This window comes from Streptomyces sp. NBC_00400, from assembly GCF_036048035.1.
GTDB lineage: Bacteria > Actinomycetota > Actinomycetes > Streptomycetales > Streptomycetaceae > Streptomyces.
This window is the reverse complement of the sequence record NZ_CP107940.1, coordinates 5,613,103-5,629,365: the sequence shown is the minus strand read 5'-3', so window position 1 is coordinate 5,629,365 and position 16,263 is coordinate 5,613,103. Positions and strand designations below refer to the sequence as shown.

The 16,263-nt window shown below is 71.3% G+C and carries 10 protein-coding genes; 7 read left to right on the top strand and 3 right to left on the bottom strand.

Going from position 1 to position 16,263, the window contains the following annotated elements:
* Positions 1-51 precede the first annotated feature (51 nt).
* Positions 52-675 (bottom strand): biotin transporter BioY, encoded by a 624-nt coding sequence (locus OHS81_RS24565; protein WP_328386833.1) that lies wholly within the window; start codon positions 673-675, stop codon positions 52-54.
* A 338-nt stretch (positions 676-1,013) separates the two neighbouring features.
* On the opposite strand from OHS81_RS24565, the gene OHS81_RS24560 reads away from it, so the two are divergent.
* The 3 genes from OHS81_RS24560 to OHS81_RS24550 all read left to right on the top strand — a co-directional run bounded on the left by OHS81_RS24560 (position 1,014) and on the right by OHS81_RS24550 (position 5,059).
* Complete coding sequence (locus OHS81_RS24560; protein ID WP_328386832.1) at positions 1,014-2,498, top strand: amino acid permease; 1,485 nt, start codon at positions 1,014-1,016, stop codon at positions 2,496-2,498.
* Positions 2,499-2,794: 296 nt separating this feature from the next.
* A complete protein-coding gene (locus OHS81_RS24555) occupies positions 2,795-4,237 on the top strand; it encodes an amino acid permease (RefSeq protein ID WP_328386831.1) in 1,443 nt (480 codons plus the stop codon).
* Positions 4,238-4,417: 180 nt separating this feature from the next.
* The gene (locus OHS81_RS24550; protein ID WP_328386830.1) at positions 4,418-5,059 is read left to right on the top strand and encodes a superoxide dismutase; all 642 of its coding nucleotides are present in this window, start codon (positions 4,418-4,420) and stop codon (positions 5,057-5,059) included.
* A 125-nt stretch (positions 5,060-5,184) separates the two neighbouring features.
* On the opposite strand, the gene OHS81_RS24545 is transcribed toward OHS81_RS24550, so the two are convergent.
* On the bottom strand, positions 5,185-5,829 hold the full coding sequence (locus OHS81_RS24545) for a mycothiol-dependent nitroreductase Rv2466c family protein (RefSeq protein ID WP_328386829.1): 645 nt from the start codon (positions 5,827-5,829) through the stop codon (positions 5,185-5,187).
* Positions 5,830-5,955: 126 nt separating this feature from the next.
* On the opposite strand from OHS81_RS24545, the gene pepN (OHS81_RS24540) reads away from it, so the two are divergent.
* Together pepN (OHS81_RS24540) and OHS81_RS24535 are read left to right on the top strand one after the other, a co-directional pair.
* Positions 5,956-8,544: an aminopeptidase N gene (gene pepN, locus OHS81_RS24540; protein WP_328386828.1), complete on the top strand. Its 2,589-nt coding sequence runs from the start codon at positions 5,956-5,958 to the stop codon at positions 8,542-8,544.
* A gap of 124 nt (positions 8,545-8,668) precedes the next feature.
* Positions 8,669-9,691, top strand: a complete 1,023-nt coding sequence (locus OHS81_RS24535; protein WP_328386827.1) for a hypothetical protein — start codon at positions 8,669-8,671, stop codon at positions 9,689-9,691.
* Positions 9,692-9,754: 63 nt separating this feature from the next.
* Here the strand turns inward: OHS81_RS24535 and OHS81_RS24530 are convergent, their stop codons facing one another.
* Positions 9,755-11,500 carry a TIGR03767 family metallophosphoesterase gene (locus OHS81_RS24530; RefSeq protein WP_328386826.1) on the bottom strand — a complete coding sequence of 582 codons (1,746 nt, stop codon included), beginning with the start codon at positions 11,498-11,500 and terminating at the stop codon, positions 9,755-9,757.
* A 510-nt stretch (positions 11,501-12,010) separates the two neighbouring features.
* On the opposite strand from OHS81_RS24530, the gene OHS81_RS24525 reads away from it, so the two are divergent.
* Positions 12,011-13,042, top strand: a complete 1,032-nt coding sequence (locus OHS81_RS24525) for an aspartate-semialdehyde dehydrogenase (RefSeq protein WP_328386825.1) — start codon at positions 12,011-12,013, stop codon at positions 13,040-13,042.
* Between the two features lie 504 nt (positions 13,043-13,546).
* Positions 13,547-16,171, top strand: coding sequence for an aminopeptidase N (gene pepN / locus OHS81_RS24520; protein ID WP_328386824.1), 2,625 nt, complete (start codon positions 13,547-13,549; stop codon positions 16,169-16,171).
* Positions 16,172-16,263: the final 92 nt, after the last annotated feature.

Here is a 16,263-nt window from a genome sequence, read left to right as displayed (position 1 = left end):
CGCAGGGGTGCGTACGGGGCCCGGCCTCTTCGTGTGCGGTATGCGGCCCGCTCAGCCGCGGCGCCCGGCCAGCTTCCAGGCCGTGGGCAGCGCGCCCATGGCCAGCGCGGCCTTGAGGGCGTCGCCGATCAGGAACGGGACGAGGCCGGCGGCGACGGCCTGGCCGAGGGACATACCGGTGCTCAGCGCCAGGTAGGGGACGCCGACGGCGTAGATCACGGCCGTGCCGGCGGCCATGGTGGCGGCGGTGCGCAGCACCCCGCGGTCGCCGCCGCGGCGGGCCAGCGCGCCCACGACGGTGGCGGCGAGCAGCATGCCCACGATGTAGCCGAGGGTGGCCCCGCCCGCTCCCGAGGTGCCGCCGGCGAACCACGGCAGGCCCGCCAGCCCCGCCAGGGCGTACAGCGCCAGCGACAGCGCACCGCGGCTCGCGCCCAGCGAGGCGCCGACCAGGAGGGCGGCGAAGGTCTGGCCGGTCACCGGGACCGGGGAGCCGGGGACCGGGACGGCGATCTGGGCCGCGATACCGGTGAGCGCGGCGCCGCCGAGCACCAGCGCGGCGTCACGGACGCGGGCGCGGGAGGCGGTGGCGGCCGGCAGCAGATCGGCCAGGACAGCGCCGGTGGGGGTGCCCCCGTGCGCAGCATGGGGGAGGGAGAGAGCGGCAGTGCTCATCGGGGCTCCGCGGGTGTGAGAGGGACAGGACGGGACGCGCTGACGTTAGTCCAGCGGACCGCCGGAGATCATCGTGTGGCGACGACAAAGCCGCAGCGGCCCGCTTGGAGAGTTCCGAACAGGAGTTCCGAACCACCGCCAGAATGCCGGGCTCCGGCGGGCCGTGAGGCGTCATTGCAGGTCACGTGATGCTCATCACGGCCCGGGCCCCCTCCGGACGCCGGTTTTGTGGTAGCGCGCGACATGCGGCGACACTGGGCGCGCCCCGCGGTGACCTGTGGAGTTCCCCCACCCGCCGGCGGCCCCCGCCGCCCCGGCCCTTGCGAGAGTACGAGCCCATGCACGACGCACCGACCCACGCCGTCGAGTCCTCCCCGGGGACGGCCGCCGACGGGAAAGAACCGCTGGCCGGGGGCCTCAAGCAGCGCCATCTGACGATGCTGGGCCTGGGCGGAGTGATCGGCGCCGGGCTGTTCGTGGGCTCCGGCGCGGGTATCGCGGTGGCCGGTCCCGGGATCGTGCTGTCGTATCTGATCGCGGGCGCGCTGGCCATGCTGGTCATGCGGATGCTCGGCGAGATGTCGGCGGCGATGCCCGCGTCCGGTGCGTTCTCGGTGCATGCGGAGCGGGCACTGGGGCGCTGGGCCGGCTTCAGCGTCGGCTGGCTGTACTGGTTCCTGCTGGTCGTGGTGCTGGCCGTGGAGGCCACCGGTGCGGCGCAGATCGCGAACGGCTGGGTGCCGGCGGTGCCGCAGTGGGGATGGGTGCTGCTCTTCATGATCGTCTTCACCGTCGCCAACCTGGCCGCGGTGAAGAACTTCGGCGAGTTCGAGTTCTGGTTCGCGACGCTGAAGGTCACCGCGATCGTGCTGTTCCTCGCGCTGAGCCTGCTGGCGGTCTTCGGGGTGCTGCCGGACACCGAGCCCGTCGGGCTGGCGAACCTCACCGGGCACGGCGGCTTCCTGCCGCACGGCTGGTCCGGGGTGGTCTCCGGGGTCCTGGCCGTGGTGTTCGCCTTCGGCGGCCTGGAGGTCGTCACCATCGCCGCGGCCGAGTCGGACGATCCGGCGCGTGCGGTGGGCCGGGCGGTGCGCAGCGCGGTCTGGCGCATCCTGTTCTTCTACGTCGGCTCGATGCTGGTCATCGTGACCCTGCTGCCCTGGTCGTCGATGCAGCCGGGCAAGAGCCCCTACGTCGCGGTGCTGGACAGCATCGGGGTGCCGGGCGCCGGCCAGATCATGAACATCGTGGTGTTCGTGGCGCTGCTCTCCGCGCTGAACGCCAATCTCTACGGCTCGTCACGGATGATCTTCTCGCTGGCCGAGCGGGGCGAGGCGCCGCGGGCGCTGCTGAAGGTGTCGGGAGGGGGGTCCCGCCGCTCATGGGGGTCCCCCCGCTCGAACGGAGTGGAGAGTGGGGGAGAAGTGGAGAGTGGAGGAGGGGTGCCGCGCCGCGCGGTGCTCGCCTCGGTGGCGTTCGGGTTCGTCTCCGTGCTGCTGAATCTGAAGTGGCCGGATTCGGTCTTCCTCTACATGCTCAATGCGGTCGGCGCGGTGCTGCTCTTCGTCTGGGGCCTGATCGCCGTCTCCCAGCTGCGGCTGCGTCCGCAGATCGCGCGTGAGGCGCCCGGGAAGCTGACCCTGCGGATGTGGGGCTTCCCGTATCTGACCTGGGCGGCGCTGGTGGCGATGGGCGGGGTGCTGATCCTGATGCTGACCGATGACACGGCCCGGCCGCAGCTTCTGTGGTCGGCCGGGGCGACCGGCCTGGTGCTGCTCGTCGCGGGCGCACGCGCGCTCCGGGAGCGTCGCGGGCGCGGCTGATTCCCGCCAGGCGGGGAGGTCACCCCACGTGACAATCGACCACACGTTGAACACACACGGTGCCGAACACGTCTGAATACCGAACATTCGCTGCACGACTGTTGCCCTGAGCGGACACCGGCGCTCAAACTGAGCCCGCTTTGCCGAGGACCCCGGAGTACAGCCGTCGGCAGGCCCTGCGCGATCCGCCCGCACCGGCGGGGTCCAGGGGGCCCGGCAGCACCGTCGCACCGGTCGCGGCCCGGGGGAACGCAGTATCGCCTTGCTCCGCTCTCACCTACTGGGACAGGTACGACATGAATCGGACACCCTCGTCCGCCGCATCCGCGCGCGAGCACGGCGACGCGGTCCAGGGCGCCGGCCCCGACAGCTCCGCCACGCTGTCCAACGGCCTCAAGCAGCGCCACCTCTCGATGATCGCCCTCGGCGGGGTGATCGGCGCGGGCCTGTTCGTCGGCTCCCGTGCCGGCATCGCGGCGGCCGGTCCGTCGATCGTGGTCGCCTATGCCGTCTCCGGCGCGCTGGTCATGCTGATCATGCGGATGCTCGGCGAGATGGCCGCGGCGAATCCGGCCTCCGGCTCCTTCTCGGTGCACGCCGAGCGCTCCATAGGCTCCTGGGCCGGGTTCACGGTGGGCTGGATGTTCACCGCGCTGCTGTGTGTGGCGGTGGCCGCCGAGGCGCTGGGCGCCGCGGACGTGATGCACCAGTGGTTCCCGGGCACCCAGCCCTGGGTGTGGGTCCTGCTGTTCATGCTGCTCTTCACGGGAACGAACCTGACCGCGGTCTCCAATTTCGGTGAGTTCGAGTTCTGGTTCGCCGCCCTGAAGGTCGGCGCGATCGCCCTCTTCCTGATCCTGGGCCTGCTGGCCATCTTCGGTGTGCTCCCCGGCACCCAGGCCCCGGGCGCCTCACACCTCACCGGTGACGGCGGCTTCCTCCCCAAGGGCGTCGACGGCCTGATGGTCGGTCTGCTGGCCTCGGTGTTCGCCTACGGCGGGCTGGAGACGGTGACCATCGCGGCCGCCGAGTCCAAGGACCCGGTACGCGGTGTGGCCCGCGCCGTGCGCACCGCGATGTGGCGGATAGCCCTCTTCTACGTCGGCTCGATGGCCATCATCGTCACGGTCATCCCCTGGAGCGCCCCCTCCATCGCCAAGAGCGGCCCGTACGTGGCGGTCCTGGACTACCTCAAGATCCCGGCGGCCGGCCAGATCATGAACGTCGTCATCCTGGTCGCGCTGCTCTCCGCGGTGAACGCCAACCTCTACGGCGCCTCGCGGATGGCCTACTCCCTCATCTCCCGCGGCCAGGGCCCGGCCTTCCTCGGCAAGGTGAGCGGCGGCGTCCCGCGCCGCGCCGTCCTGCTGTGCTCCGCCTTCGGCTTCCTCGCGGTCCTCTTCAGCTTCCTGTGGCCCACCACGGTCTTCCAGTGGCTGCTGAACATGGTCGGCGCGGCCGTCCTGGTGGTGTGGGGCTTCATCGCCGCCGCCCAGCTGCGGATGCGGCGCCGGCTGGAGCGCGAGGCACCCGAGAAGCTCGTGGTGAAGATGTGGGCCTTCCCGGTCCTGACCTGGGTGGCGCTGGCGGGCATCGTCGTCGTGCTGCTGCTGATGGTGCGCGACGAGAACCAGCGGATCCAGCTGCTGTTCACCGGTGGCTTCGGGGTGGTGCTGGCCGTGATCGGGCTCATCCGGCAGCGGTCGCTGGGCAGGGGCGCCGGCCTGGCCGAGGAGTAGCACTCCCCAGCGCTCCCCCACTCCCCGCAGGCGGGGCGGGACCTCCTTCCGAGGTCCCGCCCCGCCTGCGTCTTTTGGACCAGGCCGGTCTCCGTAACCGGCCGGTGATCACTTCTGCTGGTAGCGTGCTCTTGCACATCAATTGCAATAAGAAGTCGTAAGCAGTTGGAGAGGCTCGGCATGGCCACCTACACACTTCCTGAACTTCCGTACGACTACTCGGCGCTGGCCCCGGTCATCAGTCCCGAGATCATCGAGCTGCACCACGACAAGCACCACGCGGCCTATGTGAAGGGTGCGAACGACACCCTGGAGCAGCTGGCCGAGGCGCGCGACAAGGACGCGTGGGGCGCCATCAACGGTCTGGAGAAGAACCTCGCGTTCCACCTCTCCGGCCACATCCTGCACAGCATCTACTGGCACAACATGACCGGCGACGGCGGCGGCGAGCCGCTGGAGAAGGACGGCGTGGGCGAGCTGGCCGACGCGATCGCCGAGTCCTTCGGCTCGTTCGCGCAGTTCAAGGCCCAGCTGACCAAGGCCTCGGCCACCACCCAGGGCTCCGGCTGGGGCGTGCTCGCCTACGAGCCGGTCTCCGGGCGGCTGATCGTCGAGCAGATCTACGACCACCAGGGCAACGTCGGGCAGGGCTCGGTCCCGATCCTGGTCTTCGACGCCTGGGAGCACGCCTTCTACCTGCAGTACAAGAACCAGAAGGTGGACTTCATCGAGGCCATGTGGCAGGTCGTGAACTGGCAGGACGTCGCCAAGCGGTACGCCACCGCCAAGGAGCGCGCACACAGCCTGCTGCTGGCGCCGTAACACGGCGTGAGACGTCCCGCCTCGTGATCGTCTTCTCACCCTTCACCTGGCGGGCGGAAGAACGGCGGGGCCCCACGAGGACGTGACTCGTGGGGCCCCGCCCGTGTGCGGCCACGGGCCGGGTATCAGTCGAAGACCGGGCCCTGGGTCCGGGTCCGCTTGATCTCGTAGAAGCCGGGGATGGACGCGACCATCAGCGTCCCGTCCCACAGCTTGGCGGCCTCCTCGCCCTTGGGGGCAGGGGTGACGACCGGCCCGAAGAACGCAATCTGCTCACCGTCGTGGCCGGGAACGGCGATGACGGGAGTGCCGACCTCCTGGCCGACCAGGTCGATGCCCTCCTTGTGGGAGGCGCGCAGCTGAGCGTCGTAGGTGTCCTTGTCGGCGTACGCGATCAGGTCGGCGGGCAGGCCCGCGTCGTCCAGGGCGGCGGCGATGCTCTCGGGGGTCACCCCGAGGCCTTCGTTGTGGATGCGGGTGCCGAGCGCGGTGTAGAGCGGGCCCACGACCTCGTCGCCGTGCAGCTGCTGGGCGGCGACCACCACCCGGACCGGGCCCCAGGCCTTGCCGCCGGGCCGCATGTTCTCGGCGTACTCCGCGGGGAGCTCGTCGAGCCTGTTCTCGTTGAGCACCGCCAGGCTCATCACATGCCAGCGCACCTCGACCGGGCGGACCTTCTCCACCTCCAGCATCCAGCGGGAGGTCATCCAGGCCCAGGGGCACAGCGGGTCGAACCAGAAGTCGGCGGGGGTCTTCGCGGCGTCGGTCACGGGGTCTCCTCATGAAAGCTGTGCGGGGTCGGTTCACGGTGCTGTTCCGTGGAAGGTTCAACCGACGGCGGGCGTGCCATGATTCCCGTTGTTCGATATTCGAGACGAGGACGAGGGAGTCACGCCGTGCCAGGTGAGAATCTGTCCCGGGACGAGGCGCAGGAGCGGGGCCGGCTGCTGAGCGTCGACGCCTATCACGTGGCGCTGGACGTCCGCTCAGCGGTCGCGTCCGGTCCGGAAGCGGAGACCTTCCGCTCCCTGACGACGCTGCGCTTCCGCTGTGCCGAGCCCGGCGCCCCGGCCTTCGCCGACCTGCTGGCGCCGTCGGTCACCTCCGTCACCCTCAACGGCCGGGAGCTGGATCCCGCGGCGGTCTTCGACGGCACCCGGATCACGCTGGACGCACTGGCCGCCGAGAACACCCTGGTCGTCGACGCCCGGTGCGCCTACAGCCGGACCGGGCAGGGCCTGCACCGCTTCGTGGACCCCGAGGACGGCGAGGTCTACCTCTACACCCAGTACGAGCCGGCCGATGCCCGCCGGGTTTTCGCCAATTTCGAACAGCCCGATCTGAAGGCCCCGTTCACCTTCGAGGTCACCGCCCCCGAGGGCTGGCGAGTGCTCAGCAACGGTGTTCAGGAGGGCGAGGCCGAGGGCGGGCGGCACCGCTTCGCGACGACCGAGCCGATCTCGACGTACATCACGGCCGTGGTCGCCGGCCCGTACCACTACGTCTCCGATGTCTACCGGCGTACGTTCGAGGACGGCACGGAGCTGGAGGTGCCGCTGGGCGCGCTGTGCCGCAAGGGCCTGGCGAAGCACTTCGACGCGGACGACATCTTCCTCGTCACCAAGCAGGGCCTGGACTTCTTCCACGACCACTTCGACTTCCCGTACCCCTTCGGGAAGTACGACAGCGCCTTCGTCCCGGAGTACAACCTCGGGGCCATGGAGAACCCGGGCTGTGTCACCTTCCGCGAGGAGTTCATCTTCCGCGGGAAGGTCACCGAGGCGTCCTACGAGCACCGGGCCAACGTCATCCTGCACGAGATGGCGCACATGTGGTTCGGCGATCTGGTCACCATGCAGTGGTGGGACGACCTGTGGCTCAAGGAGTCCTACGCGGACTTCATGGGCGCCTTCGCGCTGGTGGGGTCGACGCGCTTCGCCGACGGCTGGATCACCTTCGCCAACCGCCGCAAGTCCTGGGCCTACCACGCCGACCAGCTGCCCTCCACCCACCCGGTCACCGCCGACATCCGTGACCTGGAGGACGCCAAGCTCAACTTCGACGGCATCACCTACGCCAAGGGCGCGGCCGTCCTCAAGCAGCTGGTGGCGTATGTGGGGCAGGACGCCTTCCTGGAGGGCGCGCGGCGCTACTTCAAGCGGCACGCCTACGGCAACACCCGGCTCGCGGACCTGCTGGCGGCGCTGGAGGAGACCTCGGGCCGGGACCTGGCCTCCTGGTCGCGGGCCTGGCTGGAGACCGCGGGCGTCAACTCCCTCACCCCGCAGGTCACCTATGACGCACAGGGCCGGATCACCGAGCTGAGCATCCTCCAGGAGGCGGCGCCCTCGCACCCGCAGCTGCGGGTGCACCGGGTCGCGGTCGGCCTCTACCGGCGCCAGGGCGCGGACCCGTCGCTGGTGCGCTACGCCCGTGCCGAGGTGGACGTGGACGGGCCGCGGACCGCCGTCCCCGAGCTGGCCGGCCTCGAACGCCCCGAACTGGTGCTGGTCAACGACGAGGACCTGACGTACGCCAAGGTCCGCTTCGACGAGGGGTCGCTGGCCACCCTGCGGGCCCGGCTCGGCGATCTGGCCGACCCGATGGCGCGGGCGGTGTGCTGGGCCGCGCTGTGGGGCCTGACCCGCGACGGGCTGGTGCCGGCCCGCGACTACCTCGATCTGGTGCGGCGGTTCGCCGGCCGGGAGACCGGCATCGGCGTGCTCCAGTCGCTGCACGGGCAGGCGCAGACGGCGCTGGAGCTGTACTCCGCGCCGGACCGCCGGGAGCAGGCCGCGCGGGAGCTTGCCGAGGCCGCGCTGCACGAGCTGCGGCTGGCCGAGCCCGGCAGCGGCCATCAGCTCGCCTGGGCCCGGCACTTCATCGCCCTCGCCGCCGCCCCCGCCGATCTCCAACTGCTCCAGGGCCTGCTGGACGGCACCGCGAAGATCGACGGCCTGGACGTGGACCAGGAGCTGCGCTGGACGATCCTGGAGCCGCTGGCCGCCCACGGCGTCGCGGACGAGAGCGTGATCGACGCCGAACTGGCCCGCGACAACACCGCCTCCGGCGAGCGCCACCAGGTGCGCTGCCTGGCCGCCCGTCCCTCGGCCGAGGTCAAGGCCCGGGCCTGGGACCAGGCCGTGGAGTCCGATGCGCTCTCCAACGCCCTGGTGGAGGCGACGAACGCCGGGTTCGCGCAGTTCGGGCAGCGGGAGCTGCTGGCCCCGTACCGGCCGCGCTACTTCGCGGCGATCGAGCGGGTGTGGCGGGAGCGCTCCATCGAGATCGCGATGACGGTGGTGCGCGCGCTGTTCCCGGCCTGGCTGGTGGAGCAGGACACCCTGGACGCCGCGGACGGCTGGCTGGACGGGCATCCGCAGGCGGCGCCCGCGCTGCGCCGGCTGGTCCTGGAGAAGCGGGACGATCTGGCCCGGGCACTGCGGGCACAGGCTTGTGACGAGGCGGCCGGGCCGAGGCCGTAACCCCCGGGGCGACCAGCCCCTTTCGGCAGTCGAACGCCCGTACTTTAGTACAGGGTTGTCCGGTTTGTGGTACGGGCGTGTAACAGCGGTTAGGGGGCGGAGCGGGCGCGGGAATCGAGGTGACATGAACCACGACACCCCGCTCTCCCCCCTCCCCCTCCGCCACCTCTCCGAGGCGCAGTGCCGGGTGATGACCACCCGTCAGCTGCGTGAGCACGGCGTCCCGGCCGCGGAGACCACCGAACGCTGCCGCGCCGGCGGCCCCTGGCAACAACTGCTCCCCGGCGTCTATCTGCTGCATGCGGGGCCGCCCACCAGCGAGGAACGGCTGCATGCGGCCCTGCTGTACGCCAGCCACCGGGGGCCGGCGGTGCCCCGGCAGGGCGCCGAGTCCCAGGACGCCCCCGAAGCCATGATCACGGGCCTGGCGGCGCTCGCCCTGCACGGCTTCACCGAGGCGCCCCCGCTGCTCGCCCTGGACCGCATCGAGGTACTGGTGGCCCGCACCCGGCGGCTGCGCTCGACCGGTTTCGCCCGGATCGTACGGACGGTGGAGCTGCCCGTCGCGCAGGAGATCACCGGGGTGCCGGCCGCGCCGGTGCCGCGCGCGGTCGCGGACGCGGTCGGCTCGCTCACCGACGCCACGACGGTGCGCCGACTGCTGACCGAGGCGGTGCGCGGCGGCCACTGCGAGGCGACCTCGGTGGTGCGGGAGCTGAGCCGGGCCCGGCTGCTGACCCGGCCGCACGTGGTGGACGCGGTGGACACCCTGCTGGCCGAGGGCCGGGCGCTGGCCGAGCAGCGGCTCTATGCGATGGTGCGCGCCCACGGTCTGCCCGACCCGCTGTGGAATGTCGAACTGCGGCTGCCGGGCGGGCCGCAGCTGGGCGGCGTGGACGCCTTCTGGCCGGAGCACGCGGTGGCCCTGGAGATCGACACCCGGGCGCCGCGCCCCGAGGAGGACCCGCTGCAGTCGCCGTTCTTCCACAAGCGCGAGCATCTGGAGCGGCTGGGCATCACCGTCGTCCGCTGCCTGCCGCGCACCCTGCGCACGGCCCCCGAGCAGCAGGCCGCGGTGATCCGTACGGCGCTGATGGCGGCGGGCGACCGGGAGCCGAGCGCGTATGTGGTGGTGCTGCCGCGTTAGGGGGTGCCCCCTCAGGGGGTGTCCCCTTCAGGGGTGTCCCTTTCAGGGGGCGCGCCGGCGCCGTCAGCTCCGCTTGAGCAGCAGCTCGACGTTGCGGTCCCGGGCCGTGCCCGCCAGGTCGCTGCGGGCCTCGGGGGCGTTGAAGGACAGCTCGCGGTAGAGGGCCGCCAGCCCGGTCTGCGAGAGGTCGTCGAAGTCCGTGCGGTGCGGGGCGGCCGACTCGATCAGGGTGGTGAACAGCGACAGGGTGCCGTCGTGGTTGTCCACCAGCTCGATGACCCGGGCCAGCTGCGGGAAGTCGATGTGCGAGGCGGTGGAGATCTCCCAGAAGCTGCCGTGCGCGATGATGTCGTTCTTGTGGCTGTGGCCGTTGATCCAGCCGACGACACGGGGGTGGGCGGCCAGCAGCTCCACCAGCTCGGCACCGTTGTGCCGCTTCTCGTGCGGGCGGGCCGGGTCGGGCCGGGTGTTGTTCATCGTCTTGCTGGTGTGGTGGCTGAAGACCAGCACATGGGCCTTCTCCCCCTTCTCGTTCTCCTTCAGCGTCCGCTCCAGCCAGCGCAGCTGGGCGTCACCGACCGAGCCGGTGTAGTGGCCGCCGGGGTCGGTGGTGTCCAGGCTGATCCCGAGGACGTCGTCGGAGACCCGGAAGGTGTAGTAGAGACGGTTCCCGTCGAGATGCGCGGAGGTGTAGCCGTGGCCGTGCGGACCGGGGCCGGTGTGCGCCGGGTCGAGGTGGGCGCGCAGATACTCGGCCCGGGTGAAGGGGGCGCGCCGCTCGTCGGGGGTGACCCTCCTGGCCTGCTTGGCGTGCGCCGTCAGCAGCCGCTTGAAGTCCGCCCCCTCGGGGTCGAGGCCGTCCTTGACCGCCTTCCAGACCTTCGCGGCCTCGGCGGCGGGCAGCGTCTCCAGCTTGCGGCCGCCGGTGGCGATCTCGGTCCAGAAGGGGTCGCCGGGGGCGTAGCACCCGCCGGGCAGCGAGTCGTGGTTACCGACCGTCGAGTACCAGGGCAGGTGCAGACCCGGGCTGTGGACGGTGCGGATCGCGGCCGCCAGGAACCCGTCCAGCTGCGGGAAGCCCCGCTTCTTGTCGGCGTCGCGCAGGGCGCGGTCCGGCTGCCAGTACAGCGGCAGCCCGCTGTCCTGGACGCCCTCGTAGCGGCGCGGGTCGCCGGAATTCGGGGTGATCCTGCCGCCGCTCATCGCGGTCAGGAACCACTCCAGCTCCAGCTTGGAGTTGTTGTCGGTGTTGTCGCCGGTGGTCATCACGAAGGACAGCGGGGCGCCGGTGGCGGGCCCGCCGGGCAGCGCGTTGACCCGCTCGACCAGCGAGACGGCCCCGGCGACCGACAGCGCCTCCTGGGGCCGCCAGGCGCTGGCGGTCTCGGCGCGCAGGTACTCGTAGCGCAGCGGGCTCTGCACATCGACCAGATGCAGATCGGTGAACTGCACGAACGACGCCAGCGCGGTACGCCGCTTGTCGCGCCCGCCGTGCGCCGTGGCGAGGTCGGCGCGGACGACCCGGTCCCAGGCGGGGCCGTCGCCGAGCCGGCGGTAGCCTCCGCTGCCGCGCGGGGCGGAGACCCCGGCGAGGGTGGTGCCCCGGGTGTACGGCGTACGGGGGACGGCGGGGGCATCGACCGGGACCGGCGCGGCCGGGGCCGGGCCGGAGGCGACGGTGGCGGCCTCGGCCTGCCGGCCCGGGCCGACGCCGAAGGCGAGTCCGAGCCCGGTGGCGGCGCCGACCGCTCCGGTGGCGGTGAGGAACGTGCGGCGGTCGAAGGTGGCGGCGGACCGTGTACGGGACATACGCAAGGCTCCCCGGGTGCGAACGCGAAGGCGGCCGGGCAGCACAACTGCCCTGTCACCTGGGATGGTTGGCATCGGGGATGACCTGCGCGTGAACGCCGTGGCAACGCGGAGAACCCATCACCGCACAGGGATCTGCCGGTCACCTTCCGGCCATGGAGCCCTGCCCGGCGGTGCGGCCGGCGGTCACCGGTTGTTCACTCCCCGGGGTAACCGGACCCGCCACGGACCACGCCCGGCCCCTCCCGGCTCCCTCCCGGACCGCTCGCCCCGGGGACCCCACCAGGGACCGCGCCGGGGACCCCACCAGGGACCGCGCCGGCGACCCACCAGGGGACCGCCCCGTACGCACCGTGAGCACACCGGTGCACTACGCGCCGGTACGGCCGCCCGACCCGCCACGGAACGGAACGGATTGGACAACGCGACGGGTATCACACACATGATGGAGGCACTACTGAGCAGGTGTTCCGAGCAGACACCCATGTCAGGCCAGAAAGAAGGAGTCCCATGAGGATCGGAATCGTCGGAGCCACCGGACAGGTCGGCGGCGTGGTGCGAGGCATCCTCGCCGAGCGGAACTTCCCGGTCGAGCAGCTGCGGCTGTTCGCTTCGGCCCGGTCCGCCGGACGGACGCTGCCCTGGCAGGACACCGAGATCACCGTCGAGGACGCGGCCACCGCCGACTACTCGGCGCTGGACATCGTGATCTTCTCGGCGGGCGGTGCCACGTCCAAGGCGCTGGCCGAGAAGGTCGCCGACGCCGGCCCGGTCGTGATCGACAACTCCTCGGCCTGGCGCCGTGACCCCGAGGTCCCGCTGGTCGTCTCCGAGGTCAACCCGTCGGCGATCACCGACCGGCCCAAGGGCATCATCGCCAACCCGAACTGCACCACCATGGCCGCGATGCCGGTGCTGCGCCCGCTGCACGAGGAGGCCGGTCTGGTCTCCCTGGTCGTCGCCACCTACCAGGCGGTCTCCGGCAGCGGTCTGGCCGGTGTGGAGGAGCTGGACGGCCAGGTCCGCAAGGCCGTCGAGCAGGACGCCACCAAGCTGACGCACGACGGCGCGTCCGTGGAGTTCCCCGAGCCGGACACGTACGTCCGCCCGATCGCCTTCAATGTGCTGCCGATGGCCGGCGCGATCGTCGACGACGGTCTGAACGAGACCGACGAGGAGCAGAAGCTCCGCAACGAGAGCCGCAAGATCCTGGAGATCCCGGACCTGAAGGTGTCCGGCACCTGCGTCCGCGTCCCGGTCTTCACCGGCCATTCGCTGCAGGTCAACGCCCGTTTCGCGCGTCCGATCAGCCCGGCGCGCGCCCAGGAGCTGCTGGCCGGCGCCCCCGGCGTCACCCTCTCGGACGTCCCCACCCCGCTCCAGGCCGCCGGCCAGGACGCGTCCTTCGTGGGCCGGATCCGTACGGACGAGACCGCCGAGAACGGCCTGGCGCTGTTCGTCTCCAACGACAACCTCCGCAAGGGCGCGGCGCTGAACGCCGTCCAGATCGCGGAGCTGGTCGCCGCGGAGCTGCGCGGCTGACGTCTGCTGCTCGCAACACGGCGGGTGCCCGTACGGAGTCTCCGTACGGGCACCCGCCGTTCCGGCTTCCAGGACCACAGGTGCTCAGCGGACCGGCCGGACCTCGAAGTGGAAGCAGCCGTACTCCACGGCCCGTACGTGCACCAGAACGGCTCGGCGGGCCGCCCGGCGTCGTCGGTGACCCGGAGCTCCCTGAGCGCGGTCTCCGGGATGGCGAGAGCGGTGCAGTCGGTGGTGTGCGGGTCGGTCCGGTGCGCGGTGCGGTTTGTCATGCTTCAAGCGTCGGCGTCGCGGGCGCGCCGTGCCGGCGGGAATCGGACGCCGCGGTTCCGCCCGCGGTTCCGCCCGCGGTTCCGCCCGCGGTTCCGGCTTCGGTTCCGGCCGCGGTGCGGCGGGCGCGGACCCGGCAGCGACCGATCCCGAGCTGCCCACGATCAAGGGGCCCTTGCCGTGGAAGGATGACGGAAACGCCGCTTACGAGGCCGCTTACGAGGAGATGACCTGGTGCCTGGCACGAATCTGACCCGCGACGAGGCGCAGCAGCGGGCGCGCCTGCTGACCGTGGACGCGTATGAGATCGATCTCGACCTCTCCGGCGCGCAGGAGGGGGGTACCCCGGGCGACGACGGGAACGGGGGTGGCACGTACCGGTCGGAGACGACGGTGCACTTCGATGTGGCCGAGGCGGGCGCCGACTCCTTCATCGACCTGGTGGCCCCGGCCGTGCACGAGGTCGTGCTCAACGGCGAGGCGCTGGACCCGGACGCGGTGTTCAAGGACTCGCGGATCGCCCTGCCGGGACTGCGGGCCGGCCGCAACGAGCTGAAGGTGGTGGCGGACTGCGCCTACACCAACACCGGTGAGGGACTGCACCGCTTTGTCGACCCGGTGGACCAACAGGCCTACCTCTACACGCAGTTCGAGGTGCCGGACGCGCGGCGGGTGTTCGCCTCCTTCGAGCAGCCGGACCTGAAGGCGACCTTCCAATTCACCGTGAAGGCCCCGGAGGGCTGGACGGTGATCTCCAATTCGCCGACGCCCGAGCCGAGCGGCACCATCTGGCGCTTCGAGCCGACGCCGCGGATCTCGACCTACATCACGGCGCTGATCGTCGGTCCTTACCACAGCGTGCACAGCTCGTACGAGAAGGACGGGCGGACGGTGCCGCTGGGCATCTACTGCCGGCCGTCGCTGGCCGAGCACCTGGACGCGGAGGAGATCTTCGCGGTCACCCGGCAGGGTTTCGAGTGGTTCCAGGAGAAGTTCGACTACGCCTACCCGTTCGCGAAGTACGACCAGCTCTTCGTGCCGGAGTTCAACGCCGGCGCGATGGAGAACGCGGGCGCGGTGACCATCCGCGACCAGTACGTCTTCCGGTCGAAGGTGACGGACGCGGCGTACGAGGTGCGCGCGGAGACGATCCTGCACGAACTGGCGCACATGTGGTTCGGCGACCTGGTCACCATGGAGTGGTGGAACGACCTGTGGCTGAACGAGTCGTTCGCCACCTACACCTCGATCGCCTGCCAGGCCTACGCCCCGGGCTCGAAGTGGCCTCACTCGTGGACGACGTTCGCCAACTCCATGAAGACCTGGGCCTACCGGCAGGACCAGCTGCCGTCCACCCACCCGATCATGGCCGAGATCAACGACCTCGACGACGTCCTGGTCAACTTCGACGGCATCACCTACGCCAAGGGCGCCAGCGTCCTCAAGCAGCTGGTCGCCTATGTCGGCATGGACGAGTTCTTCCAGGGCGTCCAGGCCTACTTCAAGGCCCATGCGTACGGGAACACCCGGCTGTCGGACCTGCTCGGCGCGCTGGAGGAGACCAGCGGGCGGGATCTGAAGACCTGGTCGAAGAAGTGGCTGGAGACCGCGGGGATCAACATCCTGCGGCCGGAGATCGAGGTGGACGCCGCGGGCGTCATCACCTCCTTCGCGGTCCGGCAGGAGGCCCCGGCGCTGCCGGCCGGCGCCAAGGGCACTGTGTCCGATGATGCGGCTCCGCCGCGTGGCGTCCTGCGGCCGCACCGGATCGCGATCGGCGCCTATGAGCTCCAGGGCGGCAAGCTGGTCCGCACCGAGCGGATCGAGCTGGACGTGGACGGCGAACTGACCCCCGTGCCCCAGCTGGTGGGCACCGCCCGGCCGGCCGTCATCCTCCTCAACGAGGACGATCTGTCGTACGCCAAGGTCCGGATGGACGAGGAGTCGCTGAAGACCGTCACCGAGCACCTCGGCGACTTCACCGAGTCGCTGCCGCGCGCCCTGTCGTGGGCGTCGGCCTGGGACATGACGCGGGACGGCGAACTGGCCACCCGCGACTACCTCTCGCTGGTGCTGTCCGGCATCGGCAAGGAGTCGGACATCGGCGTCGTCCAGTCGCTGCACCGCCAGGTGAAGCTGGCGCTGGACCTGTACGCGGCTCCGGAGTGGCGCGAGACGGGGCTCGCGACCTGGACGGCGGCGGCCCTGGAGCAGCTGCGGGCGGCCGAGCCGGGCAGCGACCACCAGCTGGCCTGGGCCCGTGCGTTCGCCGCCTCGGCCCGTACGGACGAGCAACTGGACCTGCTGCAGGGCCTGCTGGACGGCACGCAGGAGGTCGCCGGGCTCACCGTGGACACCGAACTGCGCTGGTCGCTGCTGCACCGGCTGGCCGCCACCGGCCGGGCGGACGAGAAGGCCATCGCGGCGGAGCTGGACCGGGACAAGACCTCGGCGGGCGAGCGGTATGCCGCTTCGGCCCGCGCGGCGCGTCCCACGGCGGAGGCGAAGGCCGAGGCCTGGGCCTCGGTGGTGGAGTCGGACCGGCTGCCCAACTCCACGCAGGAGTCCGTCATCGGCGGCTTCGTCCAGACCGACCAGCGGGAGCTGCTGGCGTCCTACACCGAGAAGTACTTCGCCGCGGTGAAGGACATCTGGAACTCCCGCAGCCATGAGATGGCGCAGCAGATCGCGGTGGGCCTCTACCCGGCGCTGCACGTCTCGCAGGAGACGCTGGACGCCACGGACGCCTGGCTGGCGTCGGCCGAGCCGAGCGCGGCGCTGCGCCGGCTGATGACCGAGTCGCGGGCGGGGATCGAGCGGGCGCTGAAGGCGCAGGCGGCGGACGCGGCGGCGGCCTGACGGTCCCACGCGGTGGGGTCCGCCCGTCGCGGATTCCGCCGGACCCTCGTCCTGGGGGCTGCTCGCCGTGGCGGCGGGATTCTCCTCGCCGC